A 16,510-nucleotide genomic window follows, 5' to 3' on the forward strand; every position below is an offset into this window, starting at 1 on the left:
AGAAAAGGGAACCTACTCGACAACCACGACGCGCGGCTCGCAGCGCACCGGGAAGTTGACCGAACGGGCGATGAAACAGGCCGCGTGCGCGGCATGGTGCAGCGCCTGCGCGGCCGCCGGATCACCGGCGGAAATCGTGACGACCGGATGCAGCACCACCTCGCCGAACTGGCCGCCGCCGGCGTCGGTCAGCATCGTGCCGCCGGCCTCGTCGACGTAGCCGCGCACCACCACGCCAGCCTCGGCGGCCAGATGCAGGTACCAGAGCATGTGGCAGGCCGACAGCGAGGCCACGAGCAGATCCTCGGGGTTGTGCCGCGAGGCGTCGCCGCGGAACGCCGGGTCGGCCGAACCGGCCAGCGTTGGCTTGCCGGCGATGGCGATCTCGTGCTCGCGGCCATAGCCGCGGTAGCTCCCAGTGCCCTCGCCGCGATCGCCGGTCCAGGTGACCTGCGCGGTGTAGTGATGGGTGTGGCCGCTCATGCCCGGCCTTGGCCGACCAGCGCCGCCATGATCGCCTTCTGCACATGCAGGCGGTTCTCGGCCTCGTCGATGGCGATGCAGTTGGGCGAATCCATCACCGCGTCGGTGGCCTTGACGTTGCGACGCAGCGGCAGGCAGTGCGAGAACACGCCGTTGTTGGTCAGCGCCATCTTGCGTTCGTCGACGATGAAGTGCTGGTACTGGTCGCGGATCGGCTTTTCCGGCTCCCAGTTGCCGAAGAACGGCAACGCGCCCCAGCTCTTGGCATACACCACGTCGGCGCCGGCATAGGCGCTGTCGATATCGTGGCTCACCTGCAGCGAGCCGCCGCTTTCGGCCACGTTCTGCGCCGCCCAGTCCATGTAGCGCGGGTCCAGGATGTAGTCCGGGGTCGGGCACAGCAGGGTCACGTCCATGCCCATGCGGGTGGCGATGGTCAGCGCGGAATTGGCCACCGCGGTGTTCAACGGCTTGGGGTGATAGGTCCAGGTCAGCACGTACTTCTTGCCACGCAGATCCTGGGTGCCGAAGTGTTCCTGCAAGGCCAGCGCGTGCGCCAGCTCCTGGCACGGGTGGGTGATCGTCTCCATGTTGATCACCGGCACCGGCGAATACTTGGCGAAGCTCTTGAGTACCTGATCCTCGCGGTCCCTGGACCAGTCGACGAACTTCGGGAACGCGCGCACGCCGATCAGGTCGACGTAACGGCCCAGCACCCGCGCCACTTCGGCGATGTGCTCCTCGGTGTCGCCATCCATCACCGTGCCCAGATCGAACTCGATCGGCCAGGCGTCCTTGCCCGGCTGCAGCACCACCGCATGCCCGCCCAGCTGGAACGCGCCCAGCTCGAAGCTGGTACGGGTGCGCATGGACGGGTTGAAGAACACCAGCGCGATCGACTTGCCCTTCAGCTCGCTTCCCAGCTTGTTGCGTTTGAACAACGCGGCCTGGGTCAACAGCGCGTCCAGTTCGGCGCGGCTCCAGTCCTGGGTGTTCAAGAAGTGCTTCAGTGACATCGATCGATCCTTGTGCTGCGTGCTTCTGCTGCGTGGTCCGCCAGGAGCGACGGGGTGCGCGACATGCGCGTTTCTTGCGGTTGAAACTTTTGTGACGTCAAAACGAAAAAACCCAGCCTCGAGGCTGGGTTTTCAACAGCGGAACAGCAAAACGCTCCGGTTACCCAGCGAAAATGTGGGATTCCGGTCGGCGGGCACGCGAAGTCATGCCGGAGGCCATCCGGGCGGCGCTGGTGTCGTGCTGAAAGGCGTTTGCGTACATAGGGCGCGAATCCTCGCATGCATGCGGGTACGGCGCAACCGCTGCGCAGCTCAGCGCGGCGGCGCGACGATGGCGTCGGGGATGTACGGGGTGACCGACACGCGGATGCGCAACCGGTTGCCCGGGTCTTCCGGCAGCCGCGAACGGTACTTGGTGCCCTTGTAGACGTAGTCCACGTCGAAGGCGATCGGCCGCCGGAACTCGCGCGGCACTTCCACCACCCGGCAGTTGCGCCGCGTGCTGGTCGGCGGCACCGCCATCGGCACGGACGCCGGCTCGGAGCGGCGTGAGAACATCTCCTTGACCGAATCCACCATCCTGTTGATGCGGCCCTCGTCCTCGACCGGCGCCACTGCCACCGGCGCGACCGTCTCTGCTTCGCACTGCTCTTCAATGCGGGTGGCACGCAAGGTCTGATAGACCGGCTCGACATTGAGCACCTGCGCGTAATCCAGCTTCACGTTCTCGATCACCACCACCCGGTTCTTGGGATCGGTTTCTGCTGCGTGCGCTGACGGTGCCTGCCAGGCGAACACACATAGCAGCAGGAAGAACGGGGAAGGTCGCATCAGTACCAGGAGAGCGCAGCCAGGCAATACGTAAGTGTATGGAGCTTGCGATCCCGTGGGCTGAACGCAGCCCATCCGGTCACTGGCGCTGCTGCGGGCATGCGGTTGGTTCGCCACACCGCCGCGACCGGCTAGAATCGCCCGGTTATCCTTTTCCAGATGCCGATGAGCCTGCGCCTGCACAACACCCTGACGCGGCGGGTCGAGCCGTTCGCACCGCTCGATCCGTCCAGCCCCACCCTGTATGTGTGCGGCCCTACCGTCTACAACTACGCGCATATCGGCAACGCCCGCGGCCCGGTTGTGTTCGATGTGCTGGCCGCCTTGCTGCGGCGGCGCTTTGGGGCGCTGCGCTACGCGCGCAACATCACCGACGTGGACGACAAGATCAATGCCGCCGCGCAGGCGCAGGGCGTACCGATCTCGACCGTCACCGATCGCTTCGCGGCGATCTACCGTCAGGACATGGCCGCGCTCGGCGTGCTGCCGCCGGACATCGAACCTGAAGCCACCGCGCATATCCCGCAGATCGTGGCGATGATCGAGCAGCTGATCGAGGGCGGGCACGCCTATGCCGCCGAAGGCCACGTGCTGTTCGCGGTGGCCAGCTTCGCGCACTACGGCAAGCTCTCGCGCCGCGATCCGGACGAGATGCTGGCCGGCGCGCGCGTGGACGTGGCACCGTACAAGCGCGATCCTGGCGACTTCGTGCTGTGGAAGCCCTCCAGCGACGAGCTGCCCGGCTGGGACTCGCCCTGGGGCCGCGGCCGCCCGGGCTGGCATATCGAATGCTCGGCGATGGCCGCCGCGCATCTGGGCCCGACCATCGACATCCATGCCGGCGGCGTGGACCTGCAGTTCCCGCACCACGAGAACGAGATCGCGCAGAGCGAATGCGCGCATGGCGGCGCCACCTTCGCCCGGTTCTGGCTGCACAATGGCATGCTCAATTTCAGCGGCGCCAAGATGAGCAAGTCGCTGGGCAACATCGAGACCGTGCACGACCTGATCGCCCGGCACCCGCCCGAGGCGCTGCGCTACGCGCTGCTCAGCGCGCATTACCGCCAGCCGCTGGACTGGTCCGATGGGCTGATCGAACAGGCCAAGAACACGCTGGACCGGTTATACGGCACCTTGCGCGACCTGACCGCGGCCGAACACGTTGCAGGGATCGCCCCCGCGCAGCCGGCCACGATTCCCGAGGAGGTGGAGGCCGCGCTCGACGACGACCTCAATACGCCGCTGGCGCTGTCGGTCATCGCCAGCATCGCCTCGGAGGCACGCGCGCTGCGCACCCAACTCGCACATGGCGGCGACGCACCGGCAGGTGTTGACGCGCTGTCCGGGCTGAAGTCCCGGCTGCTCGGCGCAGGCCTGGCACTGGGCTTGCTGCAGCAGGATCCGGCCGCCTGGTTCTCGCGCGGCACCGACGCCGGCGACGATGCGCGCATCACTGCCCTGGTCGAAGAACGCAATGCCGCGAAGAAAGCCAGGGATTTCGCCCGCGCCGACGCCATCCGCACACAACTGGCCGGCGAAGGCATCGTGCTGGAAGACACCCCGCAAGGCGTGCGCTGGAAGCGCGCATGACGTTACCTTCTCCCTTCGGGAGAAGGTGGCGCGTAGCGCCGGATGAGGGTGCGCCGCGGCGACAATCAATTGTCGTTTATGGCAAACGCGTCGCCACGCGCCAGCCAAGACGAATGACCGACAGTTCTCCAGGGGTGCTCCGCCCTGCCACCTGGGGACACCTGCATTGGCCACGGGCGCTTCGAAAGCCCGCGCACCCTTGGCGCGCAAACCGAGCCTCCTCGCCCTGGAGCGAGAGGGGCGATCACCGACCGATTCTGGATTTTTGATGACCACCACCTCCTTCCCGCTCGAACCCACCGCCGTCGAAGCGCAGGCCGCCATTGCCGAGGAGTTCACCTTCTTCGGCGACTGGTCCGAGCGCTACCAGTACCTGATCGACTTGGGCCGCAAGCTGCCCAGCTTCCCCGAACAATGGAAGACCGAAGAACACCGCCTGCATGGCTGCCAGTCGATGGTGTGGATCGTGCCGGAGGGCAATGCCGAGCGGCTGGACTTCCACGCCGTCAGCGACTCGGCGATCGTGTCCGGGCTGATCTACCTCGCGTTGCGCGTGTACTCCGGGCGTAGCGCACAGGAGATCCTGACCACCGAGCCGGACTACATCGCCGGGATCGGGCTGGCCAAGCATCTGTCGCCGACCCGCAGCAATGGCGTGGCGGCCATGCTCGCCTTTATCCGCGACACCGCCCGCGCCCAGCAGTGAGCACGCCGACGCCCCCGCCCGCCGCCTCGCTGCGTACGCTGCTCGCCCACCCCGGCTTCGGCCTGGTGCTGCTGTATCGCGTGGCGGCGATGCTGTCGTATCAGATCGTCGCGGTCACGGTCGGTTGGCATATCTACGAGATCACCCGCAATCCGCTCTCGCTCGGGCTGATCGGCCTGGCGGAGATCCTGCCGTTCTTCTGCATCGCGCCGTTTGCCGGCTATCTGGTCGATCATCTGCCGCGCCGTCGCCTGGGCATGGTCGCGGTGCTGGGCCTGGTCGCCACCGCGCTGCTGCTGTTGGCAATCACCCATGGCTGGCTGCCGGTGCAAGGCGTGTGGCCGATCTACGCGGCGATCGCGCTGACCGGTGCGGCACGCTCGTTCCTGTCGCCGGTCTATAACGCGCTGTTTGCACATGCGCTGCCGCGCGAGGCCTTCGCCCGTGGCGCCAGCATCGGCAGCGTCACCTTCCAGGCCGGCATGGTGATCGGCCCGGCGCTGGGCGGCGTACTGGTCGGCTGGGGCGGCAAGGGCCTGGCCTATGGCGTGGCCGCCAGCGTGGCGTTGGCGGCGATCCTGGCGCTGGCGCTATTGCGGGTCAGCGAGCCGGTCAACGCAGGCCCGCGCGCGCCGATCTTCCGCAGCATTGCCGAAGGTGCGCAGTTCGTGCTGTCCAACCAGATCATGCTGGGCGCGATGGCGCTGGACATGTTCTCGGTGTTGTTGGGCGGCGCGGTGTCGATGCTGCCGGCCTTCATCCATGACATCCTGCATTACGGACCGGAAGGCCTGGGCATCCTGCGCGGCGCCCCGGCGCTGGGCTCGATCGTGGTCGGGGTGTGGCTGGCGCGGCACCCGCTGCAACGCAATGCCGGGCGCATCCTGATGCTGTCGGTGGCCGGCTTCGGGCTGTGCACGATCGCGTTCGGCCTGTCGCGGCACTTCTGGCTGTCGGCGGCGATCCTGCTGGTCTACGGCATGTGCGACGGCGTGTCGGTGGTGGTGCGTCAGACCATCCTGCAGCTTGCCACGCCCGATGCGATGCGCGGCCGGGTGTCGTCGATCAACGGCATCTTCATCGGCTCGTCCAACGAACTGGGCGCGTTCTACGACGGGGTGATGGCGCGTCTGGTCGGCCTGGTGCCGGCGGTGGTGATCGGCGGCTGCGTGACCCTTTGCGTGGTCGCTACCACCGCGTGGAAGGCACCCAAGCTGCGCACGCTGGATCTGCGCGACCTGCAGTGAGCCCTGCAACGATGCGGTGCCGGTTGCCAATGCAGCCGGCACTGTTTCGCTGCGTATGCCGGGCCGGGCACGGCACGCCCGTACATCTGGCCCACATCAGGCAAGCGACGCCTATCAGGCCGCACGCCGAGCGTCAGGCATGTCGATGCATCGAACGCCATTGCGTGTGCGCGATGCGCACAAAAAACCCCGCACATGGCGGGGTTTTTCAGTCGACGGACAAGGCCTGGACCTTGTCGAACGATCAGTCGCCCTGCTGCTTCTGCAGGTGCTCCCAACGCTCCTGGGCGTCGATGGTGCGCTCGGCGGTCAGACGCGCTTCCAGGCGGTCGATGCCGATCTCTTCGCCGGTGTCCACGCAGTAACCGTAGTCGCCGTCTTCCAGGCGCTTGAGCGTGCTGTCGATCTTGCCGATCAGCTTGCGGTGACGGTCGCGGGTGCGCAGCTCCAGCGAGTTCTCGGTCTCGCGCGTGGCACGCTCGGCTTCGTCGCCGATGTCGCGGACTTCTTCGCGCAGGTTTTCGATGGTCTGCTTGGACTCTTCGACCAGATCGTTGCGCCAGCTCTGCAGACGCTGACGGAAGTACTCCTGCTGCAGCTTGCTCATGTACTCCTCATCGGCTGCAGGCTTGTAGCCCTGCGGCAGGATCGGACGACCGGTGGCTTCGTCGGTCTTGTACTCGACCACCTTGTACTTGGTCTTGGGGGTCTGGCTGGACGGCTTGGAGGTCACGGCCACAGCCACCTTGCCAACCGGACGGGTCGCGACGGGCTTGGCGGGGGCTTCGGTTTTGGTTGGCGTTTTTGCTGAAGATTTCGAAACGGGCACGGGATTCTTAACTGACGGGGTCGCAGGCTTTGCCGGCTTCGCAGGGACGGCCCTGGAGGCCGGTGCGGGCGCGGGCTTTTCAGCCTTGACCGGGACTGACTTGGCCGGAGTCGACTTGGTAGCCGGCTTCGGTGCGGACTTGGGCGCCACCGGCTTGGCGGCCGGTTTGGCGGCAGCCGGAGCTGGCTTGTTCGCCGCCGGCTTGGCAGCACTCTTGGCAACAGGAGATTTTACAGGTTTGAGGGCCGCGGGTTTGGACGCTGCGCTCTTGGAGACCGGCACCGGCTTGGCCGCGGTCTTGCTCGCAGCTGCCTTCTTGGCAACCGGTTGCTTGGCGGCCGGTTTTGCAGCGGCTGGCGCCGCTGCCTTCTTCGCAACGGGTCTGGCGGACTTCTTGGCGGCCTCTACGGCCTTTTTTGCAGGTTTTTTAGCAGCCACGAAACGCTCATCCTTGGTTCCCCCGGGGCCCGGGAAAGCGGGCCTTTATAGCTTACCCCACGGACCCCCGGCAACCACGTATTAATCCAAGTGGCATATCATTGGCAAGTGATCTCACGCCTGCTCATCGCGCTGCTGCGCTTCTACAAGCTGTACATCAGCCCCCTGCTGGGGCCGCGCTGCCGTTTTGCGCCCACCTGCTCGGAGTATGCGATGACCGCGATCGGCCGCTTCGGCGCGCTACGCGGTTGCTGGCTGGCCGCGCGCCGTCTCGCCCGCTGCCATCCCTTCCACCCGGGCGGGTTCGATCCGGTCCCCGACGCGCCCGCGTCCTCGCCCATCCCCCCTTCCTGCAGTTGCAAAGGACCTCATCCATGAGCCGAACCCTCATCGTCAACGCCCGCCTGGTCAATGAAGGCAAGGAATTCGACGCCGATCTGCTGATCGACGCCGGCCGCATCGCCAGGATCGCCAGCAAGATCGCCCCGGCTGCGGGCGACACCGTGGTGGACGCCGCCGGACGCTGGGTGCTGCCGGGCATGATCGACGACCAGGTGCACTTCCGCGAGCCGGGCCTGACCCACAAGGGCGACATCGCGACCGAATCCGGCGCCGCGGTGGCCGGCGGCCTGACCAGCTTCATGGACATGCCCAACACCAATCCGCCGACCCTGAACGCGGCCGCTTTGCAGGCCAAGTACGACGCTGCGGCCGGGCGCGCCTGGGCCAACTACGGCTTCTACATGGGCGCCAGCAACGACAACCTGGCCGCGATCCAGACGCTGGACCCGAAGACCGCGCCGGGCATCAAGGTGTTCATGGGCGCCTCCACCGGCAACATGCTGGTCGACAACCCGCAGACGCTGGACGCGATCTTCCGCGACGCACCGACGCCGATCATCACCCACTGCGAAGACACCCCGACCATCGATGCGACGCTGGCGCAGTACAAGGAGAAATACGGCGATGCATTGACCCCGGAGATGCATCCGGACATCCGCTCGCGGCAGGCCTGCCTGAAGTCCTCGCAACTGGCGGTGGCGCTGGCGCGCAAGCACAACACCCGCCTGCACGTGCTGCATATCTCCACTGCCGACGAGCTGGCGCTGTTCGAGGCCGGCCCGCTGGTCGACGCCGATGGCAAGCTGCGCAAGCGCATTACCGCCGAGACCTGCATCCACTTCTTGCGCTTTGACCGCAGCGATTACGCGCGGCTGGGCAATCTGATCAAGTGCAACCCCGCGATCAAGGACGCCGAGGACCGCGTGGCGCTGATCGAGGCGCTGGCCGAGGACGTCATCGACGTGCTCGCCACCGACCATGCGCCGCACACCTGGGAAGAAAAGCAGAAGCCCTACGCACAGGCGCCCTCCGGCCTGCCGCTGGTGCAGTACGCGCTGGTCGCCGCGCTGGAACTGGTGCACGAGGGCAAGCTGCCGATCACCCGCATCGTGCAGAAGTTCGCGCATGCGCCGGCGCAGTTGTTCGACGTGGAAGAACGCGGTTTTCTGCGCGAAGGTTATTTCGCCGACCTGGTGATGATCGACAACACTCCGTTCACCGTGAAGCGCGAGCAGGTGCTGTCCAAGTGCGGCTGGTCGCCGTTCGAAGGCACCACGTTCCGCTCGCGCATCGCCGCGACCTGGGTCAACGGCCAGCAGGTGTGGGATGGCGAACAATTGGTCGGCAGTGCCGCCGGTCAGCGCCTGACCTTCGACCGCTGATGCGCGCAGCCTTGTTTGGCGCCGGGCTTGCGCTGGCGCCGCTCTCGCTCGCGGTCGGCGGTGCCGCAGCGCAGTCCGCGGCCGCTGCGGAAGCGGTGTTTCCGCAGAGCGCTTCTCAGGGCGCACTGGTGATCGGCAAGGTGCCGGCGGGCAGCCAGGTGCAGTATGCCGGCCGCACGCTGCGCGTCAGCGGCTATGGCAGCGTGGTGTTCGGCATCGGCCGCGATGCCACCGGCCCGTTGCAGGTGCAGATCACCCGGCCAGATGGCAGCACGCAGACCGCCAGCATTGCAGTGACGCCGCGCGACTGGCCGGTGGAACGCGTCAACGGCGTGCCGCCCAAGACAGTCAATCCGCCTGCGGCGATCGCCGAGCGGATCAAGCGCGAGCAGGCGCAGGTCACCGCCGCGCGCGATCGCGACGATGCTCGCCCCGATTTCGCGCAAGCCTTCATCTGGCCGGTGCAGGGCCGCATCAGCGGGCGCTTCGGCAATGCACGCGTCTACAACGGCCAGCCCGGTGCCGGCCATTCGGGCATGGATATCGCCGTGCCCACCGGCACGCCGGTCAAGGCGCCGGCCGCCGGCGTGGTGACCTTCGCCGCGCCGGACCTGTACCTGACCGGCGGCACCGTGCTGCTGGACCATGGCTTCGGGGTGAGCTCCAATTTCCTGCACTTGTCGCGCATCGACGTGAAGGTGGGCGACCGCGTGGAGCAAGGCCAGGTGATTGCGGCGGTGGGTGCCACCGGGCGCGCGACCGGCCCGCATTTGCATTGGGGGATGAATTGGTTCGATGTACGCATCGATCCGCTGCTGGTGCTTGAGCGCAGCAGATAACCTGCGCGCGCGGTGTGTCGACAGGGCCGGCACGCGACGGCATGTTGTCTGCGCCCCACCCGTTGCGCTTGTGTTCGCCGCAGGGCTTTGGGGTATAACCGGAACGACCGTCGGTCGTCGCCCGGCATCCGTGGACGATTGGTCACCGGTCGTCGGTCCGGTGCTTAGCCGCCGGGCCTGCTTCATCTCCCCTCCCCCGACCGCAGGAGATGTGCGACATGCGCAACGAGCAACTCACCCCCACCCTGGGCACCTGGCAACTGTGGGGGATTGCCGTGGGTCTGGTGATTTCCGGCGAATATTTCGGCTGGAGCTACGGCTGGGGCGCCGCCGGCACGCTGGGCTTTCTGGTGACCACGCTGCTGGTCGCGGTGATGTACACCTGCTTCATCTTCAGCTTTACCGAGCTGACCACCGCCATCCCGAACGCGGGCGGGCCATTCGCCTACAGCCTGCGCGCATTCGGTACTTATGGCGGCATGCTGGCGGGTCTGGCCACGCTGATCGAATTCGTGTTCGCGCCGCCGGCCATTGCGATGGCGATCGGCGCCTATCTCAATGTGCAATTCCCGACCCTGGAGCCGCGCATCGCCGCGATCGGGGCGTATGCGATCTTCATGAGCTTGAACATCGTCGGCGTGGCGATCGCCGCCACCTTCGAGCTGATCGTGACCTTGCTGGCGGTGATCGAGCTGCTGGTGTTCATGGGCGTGGTGGCGCCGGGGTTCAGCGTTGCGCGCTTTGCCGCCAATGGCTGGGCCGGTAGCGGTGTATTCGGCCCGGCCGCAATTTCCGGCATTTTTGCCGCAATTCCGTTCGCGATCTGGTTCTTTCTGGCAATCGAGGGCGCGGCGATGGCGGCCGAAGAAGCCAAGGACCCCAAGCGCACGATTCCGCGCGCCTACATCGCCGGCATCCTCACCCTGGTGGTGCTGGCATTGGGCGTGATGGTGTTTGCGGGCGGGGTCGGCGACTGGCGTCAGCTCTCCAACATCAACGACCCGCTGCCGCAGGCGATGAAGGCGGTGGTCGGCAACAGCTCGACCTGGTTGCATATGCTGGTGTGGATCGGCCTGTTCGGCCTGGTGGCCAGCTTCCACGGCATCATCCTGGGGTATTCGCGGCAGTTCTTTGCGTTGGCGCGTGCCGGGTTCCTGCCGCACGGCCTGGCTAAGCTATCGCGCTTTCGCACGCCGCATCGTGCGATTCTTGCCGGGGGCGCAATTGGCATCGCGGCGATCTGCAGCGACAGCGTGGTCAAGATCCAGGGCATGTCGCTGACCGCGGCAATGATCACCATGTCGGTGTTCGGTGCGATCGTGATGTATGTGATGAGCATGCTCAGCCTGTTCAAGCTACGCCGTGCCGAACCCGGGCTGGAGCGCAGCTTCCGCGCGCCGGGCTATCCGGTGGTGCCGGCCATCGCGCTGCTGCTGGCGCTGGTGTGTCTGGTGGCGATGGTCTGGTTCAACCCGATCGTGGCGCTGATCTTCGTGGGCCTGTTGCTGTTCGGTGCGCTGTGTTGCGTGCTGAGCTTGCGCGGCCAGGCCACGCCTGCGGCCAGTGCCAGATGAGCGGGTTCGCGTTCAGCGCAGGCGGCGAGCGCTTCCGGTTTGCCGATCTCAAGACCCTGCTGGCCAAGGCCACGCCGACGCGCTCGGGCGACCAACTGGCCGGGCTCGCCGCCGACTCCGGGCTGCAGCGGGTGGCGGCGCAGATGGCGCTGGCGGATCTGCCGCTCCGTCACTTCCTCGATGAAGCGGTAGTGCCGTACGAATCGGACGAAGTCACCCGCCTGATCGTCGATCAGCACGATGCGGCCGCGTTTGCCGCGGTGGCGCATCTGACCGTCGGCGGCTTTCGCGATTGGCTGTTGAGTGCGCAGGCCGACGAAGCGGCACTGACCGCACTGGCGCCCGGACTGACGCCGGAGATGGTGGCGGCGGTATCGAAATTGATGCGCGTGCAGGACCTGATCCTGGTCGCGCAGAAGACGCGCGTGGTCACGCGCTTTCGCAATACGCTGGGCTTGCGTGGCCGTCTGTCCACGCGCCTGCAGCCAAACCACCCCACCGACGATGCCACCGGCATTGCCGCCAGCGTGCTCGATGGCCTGTTGTACGGCAACGGCGATGCGGTGATCGGCATCAATCCTGCCAGCGACAGCCTGGCCGCCACCATCGCGTTGTTGCGCATGCTCGATGCGGTGATCACCGGTTACCAGATCCCCACACAGTCCTGCGTGCTGGCGCACATCACCACCACCATCGAAGCGATCAACCGCGGCGTGCCGGTGGATCTGGTGTTCCAGTCCATCGCCGGCACCGAAGCGGCCAACGCCAGCTTCGGCATCAATCTGGCGCTGCTGCAGGAAGGCCATGACGCCGGGGTGTCGTTGCGGCGCGGCAGCGTCGGCGACAACGTGATGTATTTCGAGACCGGCCAGGGCAGCGCGTTGTCGGCCAATGCGCATCATGGCGTCGATCAGCAGACCTGCGAAGTGCGCGCCTATGCCGTGGCGCGGCAGTTCAAGCCGCTGCTGGTGAACACCGTGGTGGGCTTTATCGGCCCGGAATATCTCTACGACGGCAAGCAGATCATCCGTGCCGGGCTGGAGGATCACTTCTGCGGAAAGCTGCTCGGCGTGCCGATGGGCTGCGACATCTGCTACACCAATCATGCCGAAGCGGACCAGGACGACATGGACATGCTGCTGACCCTGCTCGGCACCGCCGGCATCAACTTCATCATGGGCATTCCCGGCTCCGACGATGTGATGCTCAACTATCAGACCACCTCGTTTCACGATGCGCTGTATGCGCGTCAGGCGCTGGGTCTGCGCACCGCGCCCGAGTTCGAACACTGGCTGGAACAGCAAGGCATCCTGCGCCTGCGCAATGGCCGCTTCGAACTCGGCAGCGAGCTTTCCGCACCGTTCCGGCGTGCGCTGGAACAGTTGAACACCGGCAGCGTGCAATGAGCAGCCCGACCACCCCACCGCGCGATGCCTGGGCACAGCTGCGCCGGCTCACACCGGCGCGCGTCGCGCTGGGGTGCGTCGGTACCAGCCTGCCGACCGCTGCGCATCTGGATTTCCAGCTTGCGCATGCGCAGGCGCGCGATGCGGTGCATCTGGCGTTCGATCCGCTACCGCTGCAAGCAGCGCTGAAACAGCGCGGGCGCGACAGCATTCTGCTGTACAGCGCGGCGGTGGATCGGCATACCTACCTGCAACGTCCGGATCTGGGCCGACGCCTGGGCGAGGACGCGGCCGCGCATCTGCGTGGCCTGACCGCGGTACATGGCGGCGGGAATGATGTGGCCGTCGTGGTCGCCGACGGACTCTCCGCATTGGCTGTGCATCGGCATGCAGCGCAGATGCTGGAACATATCGACGCCTTGGCCGCGCACGAAGGCTGGTCATTGGCGCCGGTGGTGTTGATCGCGCAAGGCCGCGTCGCCATCGGCGACGAGGTCGGCGAACTGCTCAAGGCCCGTGTGGTAATCGTGTTGATCGGCGAGCGGCCAGGCCTGAGCTCGCCCGACAGCCTGGGTCTGTATCTGACCTACACCCCGCGGGTCGGCCTGACCGACGCCGCGCGCAATTGCATCTCCAACATCCGCGCCGAAGGGCTGAGTTACGCCGAAGCCACGCATAAGCTGGCGTACCTGCTGCGCGAATCGTTCCGACGCAAGCTGTCCGGCGTGCAACTCAAGGACGAAGCCGAGCAACCGGCGCTGCCGTCGGAGCGCCCGCCCGACGCAACGCCGCGGACATTTTTACTTTCCGAGGCCCTGCTGCCGGATTTTGAACGCAGTCGTAGCTAGAACGGCTAACAAAACGACTGCGCGGCCGCCAGGCGGGCGTGGTCGGTGCGGGGAATCGGCATGTACCACTCGTGCACCCCGGTGCCGAGCGTGCCGCCCGCACTCACCTCACGACCGTTCGCTACGTTTTGTCAGCCGCGCTTGGCTGATCTACGTGAGCGCGCCATCTTGTGGATCGCTAGCCGCATATGTGCTGGTTGGCAACTCATTGTCGTGTGGATGACGCAAGGCAGTGCGTACGTCGTCCGGCAATCGCTCGACATCCAGCATCACCTTGCCCGAATGCACATCACGCACCACCGACGCAGGCAGTACCAAGTCGCCACCGTTTTCGATATTGATGACGAGCTCGGCGCCATCCTTGCGGATCTCGCGGATTGCGCCTACCCCGACTTCGCCATCGCGCAGAAACACCATCTGGCCAATTTCGATCTGTTGCATCTGGCTTCTCCTGTGGCAGGCGCGCAGCGCGTGATCGCGTGGCGCCAGTACCGTTATCGCATGCAGTCCAAGCTGACAGCGCCGATGCAGCCGCGCAACCAAGCGGCAGCACTGGAGCGTGCACCATCGCGAGGATCGTGCATGCGTGGCCCAGGCCTTAGCGCAGCGGAACGTCCGCCACCTTGTCCTGGTAATCCTTTTTCGGGTCGACACCGAACAACACCTTGATGCCGGCCAACAGACTGGAACCATTGAGCCAGATCTGCGCGTGATCGGTGTCCAGACGCAGCAGCGCCAACTTGGGATCGTCCTTGCCGCCTTCATACCAGGCAGCAACATGCGGGTTCCACAGACGCTCGACCACGGCTGGATCGGTATCTTCGCGCAACGAGCCGCTGATGCTGGCAAACAGGTCATGTCCCTTGCTGCTGAAGGCGCCAATGACACGGCGACCCTGCCCCAGCATGGAAAGCAGCGCGTTGTCCCTGGACGTGAAGAACCAGATCGGGCCACCGCTATCGCCTTCGATCTGCGCCGTCATCGGGCGTGCATGCCCATCTTCCACGCCATCCAGGCCCAGCATCACGGTGCGATCGGACTTCAGGGCTTTCCAGAATTTTTCCTGCAGCTCTTTGGGATCTGCCATCTCGCTATCTCACATGCGCGTGTCTACGCGGGTGGCTCAGTCTGGAAGTCTCCCTGCCCACGGCATGTGACGATGCGCACTCCTGCCTGCACATGGCGGCAACGCGATCCGCCCACGTGCGATGGTGCACCTGCACAAATCACGGCAACCTACGCTGCCCGTTTGCGATGCAGTCACGTTGCAGAGCGTGATCCCACCGGAGCTCTTGAACATTGCGTCTCGACGCCGGACCGCTGAAGCGACCAGGTCAGTAGGATCGCCTCGCCGATTGCTCCGCCATCCAGGAACACCAGACGCGGCGACCGGCATCCGCCCATCGCGTGCTGCGCCATGTTTGCGGTACAGGCACGCAACGTCCAGCGGCTGAAGCGTATCAACCTACCGCCTGCGTCCCTTCCGAGAGAGCGCCACTCATGTCTGCATCGCCTTTGCGCACGACCTGTATCGCCGCCGCCCTGCTGAGCCTTGTCAGTGTCGATGCCCCCGCGTTGACCGGCTCAGCCAGCCGCCCGCAACTCAGCAGCAGCGAAGCGAGCACGTACACCATCACCAAGGCTTTGGCCAAGGCCGGCCCGATCGGTGCCCTGGTCACCGATAACTGGAATCCCACTGCAGGGGTCGCGCTGTTCAGTGCAGACTTCGCCGTCGCCGCCGATGGCTCCACGCGCTACCGCACCGTGCAGTCCGCAATCGATGCCGCGGTCGCCGGCGGCGGCAGCGCCCGTCGCTACATCAGCGTCAAGGCCGGCACCTATACCGAACTGGTGTGCGTGCCGACCAACGCGCCACCGCTGACCCTGTTCGGCTTGGGCACCAACAGCACCGACACCGTCATCCGCTTCAACAACGCCAACCCGACGCCCAAGCCGGCCGGCACCGCAAGTCACCCCTGTGCCAGCAACGCAGCAGCAACCACGGTGGGGACCTCCAACAGCGCGACACTGACCGTGCGCGCAGCCGGCTTCCAGGCGCGTCACCTGCGCGTGCACAACTATTATGTAGAAGGCACTTACGAGGACAACAATCAGGCCGCAGTGGCGCTGGCGGTACGTGGCGACCAGGCCAGTTTCGAAGATGTGCTGGTGACCGGCAATCAGGACACCTTGCTGATCAGCGCGACCAATGCTGCCAATGTGATTCGCGCCTATTTCAAGAACAGCACGATCGAAGGCGATGTCGACTTCATCTTCGGGTCGGGTGTGGGCGTGTTCGACAACGCCACCATCCGCTCGGCCGGCGCGCGCCTGGGCAGCAGTCGTGGCGGCTATATCTTTGCGCCGAGCACGCGCCCGGGCAGTGCCCATGGGTTCCTGGCGATCAATAGCCGCTTCGTCGCCGGCTCCGGATCACCCGACAATCAGACCTACCTCGGGCGCGCCTGGGACGAAGGCGTCAGCGGTCTGCCCGCCTATGTCAACGGCACCTCGCCCAATGGCCAGGTCACGGTGCGCGATTCCAGCCTGGGCAGCCACATCCGCAAGACCGCACCATGGAATGCCTCCACCGCAAGCCGTCCTTACTGCAGCAGCAACTGCACCAATTCGGCGAACCGGTTCTACGAGTACGGCAACAGCGGTGCCGGCAGCGCGGACTGACCGTTCGCCACGCCAGGTCACCCTGAGTCACCGTATCGCAGCGCGTTGACGCTGCCACCTCGCCTGTCGGCAAGCCGTGTAATGCGGTGAGCCGGCAGGGGTTTTTGTTTCTTCCGATTGCGGCAACGCTGCAGCGTCTTCGGCAATGCGGTGCTGAATTCGCCCGGCCGACAGCGCGCCTGGACACAAGGGGCCACCCTTGCTCGTCGCTCGCCGCCAGACAAGTCCTGCGGCAAGCGAGACGGTTGGCGCGCCGGCATGGTGTGTTGACGATCGCTGTCATGCGACTGCAACACC

At 65.9% G+C, this 16,510-nt stretch carries 16 protein-coding genes and 1 other RNA gene; 11 read left to right on the forward strand and 6 right to left on the reverse strand.

What is annotated here, in order from left to right:
- Window positions 1–12: 12 nt before the first annotated feature.
- The 3 genes from XaplCFBP3123_RS07950 to XaplCFBP3123_RS07960 form a co-directional block, all read right to left on the reverse strand.
- A complete protein-coding gene (locus XaplCFBP3123_RS07950; RefSeq protein WP_104533553.1) occupies window positions 13–483 on the reverse strand; it encodes an OsmC family protein in 471 nt (156 codons plus the stop codon).
- Entirely contained in the window at window positions 480–1,499 is a 1,020-nt protein-coding gene (locus XaplCFBP3123_RS07955; protein ID WP_104533554.1) for an N-acetylornithine carbamoyltransferase, read from the reverse strand. The genes XaplCFBP3123_RS07950 and XaplCFBP3123_RS07955 overlap by 4 nt, the downstream gene beginning before the upstream one ends.
- A 312-nt stretch (window positions 1,500–1,811) precedes the next feature.
- The gene (locus tag XaplCFBP3123_RS07960) at window positions 1,812–2,309 is read right to left on the reverse strand and encodes a hypothetical protein (protein ID WP_172453181.1); all 498 of its coding nucleotides are present in this window, start codon (window positions 2,307–2,309) and stop codon (window positions 1,812–1,814) included.
- 186 nt (window positions 2,310–2,495) lie between these two features.
- Here XaplCFBP3123_RS07960 and cysS point away from each other — a divergent pair, with 186 nt between their 5' ends.
- The 3 genes from cysS to XaplCFBP3123_RS07980 all read left to right on the forward strand — a co-directional run bounded on the left by cysS (window position 2,496) and on the right by XaplCFBP3123_RS07980 (window position 5,873).
- On the forward strand, window positions 2,496–3,920 hold the full coding sequence (gene cysS, locus XaplCFBP3123_RS07970; RefSeq protein WP_172453152.1) for a cysteine--tRNA ligase: 1,425 nt from the start codon (window positions 2,496–2,498) through the stop codon (window positions 3,918–3,920).
- Window positions 3,921–4,188: 268 nt separating this feature from the next.
- Window positions 4,189–4,626, forward strand: a complete 438-nt coding sequence (locus XaplCFBP3123_RS07975) for a SufE family protein (RefSeq protein WP_104533557.1) — start codon at window positions 4,189–4,191, stop codon at window positions 4,624–4,626.
- Complete coding sequence (locus tag XaplCFBP3123_RS07980) at window positions 4,623–5,873, forward strand: MFS transporter (RefSeq protein WP_104533558.1); 1,251 nt, start codon at window positions 4,623–4,625, stop codon at window positions 5,871–5,873. Before XaplCFBP3123_RS07975 ends, XaplCFBP3123_RS07980 begins: the two co-directional genes overlap by 4 nt.
- 244 nt (window positions 5,874–6,117) lie before the next feature.
- On the opposite strand, the gene dksA is transcribed toward XaplCFBP3123_RS07980, so the two are convergent.
- The gene (gene dksA / locus XaplCFBP3123_RS07985; RefSeq protein WP_104533559.1) at window positions 6,118–7,140 is read right to left on the reverse strand and encodes an RNA polymerase-binding protein DksA; all 1,023 of its coding nucleotides are present in this window, start codon (window positions 7,138–7,140) and stop codon (window positions 6,118–6,120) included.
- A 90-nt stretch (window positions 7,141–7,230) separates the two neighbouring features.
- Between dksA and yidD the strand changes: the two genes are divergently transcribed.
- The 7 genes from yidD to XaplCFBP3123_RS08020 all read left to right on the forward strand — a co-directional run bounded on the left by yidD (window position 7,231) and on the right by XaplCFBP3123_RS08020 (window position 13,668).
- Window positions 7,231–7,518 carry a membrane protein insertion efficiency factor YidD gene (gene yidD / locus XaplCFBP3123_RS07990; RefSeq protein ID WP_104533560.1) on the forward strand — a complete coding sequence of 96 codons (288 nt, stop codon included), beginning with the start codon at window positions 7,231–7,233 and terminating at the stop codon, window positions 7,516–7,518.
- Window positions 7,515–8,864, forward strand: coding sequence for a dihydroorotase (locus tag XaplCFBP3123_RS07995; RefSeq protein ID WP_104533561.1), 1,350 nt, complete (start codon window positions 7,515–7,517; stop codon window positions 8,862–8,864). Before yidD ends, XaplCFBP3123_RS07995 begins: the two co-directional genes overlap by 4 nt.
- Window positions 8,864–9,703 carry a M23 family metallopeptidase gene (locus XaplCFBP3123_RS08000; protein WP_172453153.1) on the forward strand — a complete coding sequence of 280 codons (840 nt, stop codon included), beginning with the start codon at window positions 8,864–8,866 and terminating at the stop codon, window positions 9,701–9,703. Before XaplCFBP3123_RS07995 ends, XaplCFBP3123_RS08000 begins: the two co-directional genes overlap by 1 nt.
- Before the next feature lie 209 nt (window positions 9,704–9,912).
- Window positions 9,913–11,277 carry an ethanolamine permease gene (gene eat, locus XaplCFBP3123_RS08005; protein ID WP_104533563.1) on the forward strand — a complete coding sequence of 455 codons (1,365 nt, stop codon included), beginning with the start codon at window positions 9,913–9,915 and terminating at the stop codon, window positions 11,275–11,277.
- The gene (locus XaplCFBP3123_RS08010; RefSeq protein ID WP_104533564.1) at window positions 11,274–12,683 is read left to right on the forward strand and encodes an ethanolamine ammonia-lyase subunit EutB; all 1,410 of its coding nucleotides are present in this window, start codon (window positions 11,274–11,276) and stop codon (window positions 12,681–12,683) included. The genes eat and XaplCFBP3123_RS08010 overlap by 4 nt, the downstream gene beginning before the upstream one ends.
- Entirely contained in the window at window positions 12,680–13,531 is an 852-nt protein-coding gene (gene eutC / locus XaplCFBP3123_RS08015) for an ethanolamine ammonia-lyase subunit EutC (RefSeq protein ID WP_104533565.1), read from the forward strand. Before XaplCFBP3123_RS08010 ends, eutC begins: the two co-directional genes overlap by 4 nt.
- 60 nt (window positions 13,532–13,591) lie before the next feature.
- Window positions 13,592–13,668, forward strand: a non-coding RNA gene (locus XaplCFBP3123_RS08020) — sX9 sRNA.
- A 13-nt stretch (window positions 13,669–13,681) separates the two neighbouring features.
- Here XaplCFBP3123_RS08020 and XaplCFBP3123_RS08025 read toward each other — a convergent pair.
- Together XaplCFBP3123_RS08025 and XaplCFBP3123_RS08030 are read right to left on the reverse strand one after the other, a co-directional pair.
- Window positions 13,682–13,972, reverse strand: coding sequence for a hypothetical protein (locus XaplCFBP3123_RS08025; protein ID WP_104533566.1), 291 nt, complete (start codon window positions 13,970–13,972; stop codon window positions 13,682–13,684).
- A 157-nt stretch (window positions 13,973–14,129) separates the two neighbouring features.
- A complete protein-coding gene (locus XaplCFBP3123_RS08030; protein ID WP_104533567.1) occupies window positions 14,130–14,618 on the reverse strand; it encodes a pyridoxamine 5'-phosphate oxidase family protein in 489 nt (162 codons plus the stop codon).
- A 455-nt stretch (window positions 14,619–15,073) separates the two neighbouring features.
- On the opposite strand from XaplCFBP3123_RS08030, the gene XaplCFBP3123_RS08035 reads away from it, so the two are divergent.
- Window positions 15,074–16,213, forward strand: a complete 1,140-nt coding sequence (locus XaplCFBP3123_RS08035; protein WP_253254177.1) for a putative acyl-CoA thioester hydrolase — start codon at window positions 15,074–15,076, stop codon at window positions 16,211–16,213.
- Window positions 16,214–16,510 lie beyond the last annotated feature (297 nt).

It is taken from the genome of Xanthomonas arboricola pv. populi (assembly GCF_002939945.1).
Taxonomy (GTDB): Bacteria; Pseudomonadota; Gammaproteobacteria; order Xanthomonadales; family Xanthomonadaceae; genus Xanthomonas; species Xanthomonas arboricola_A.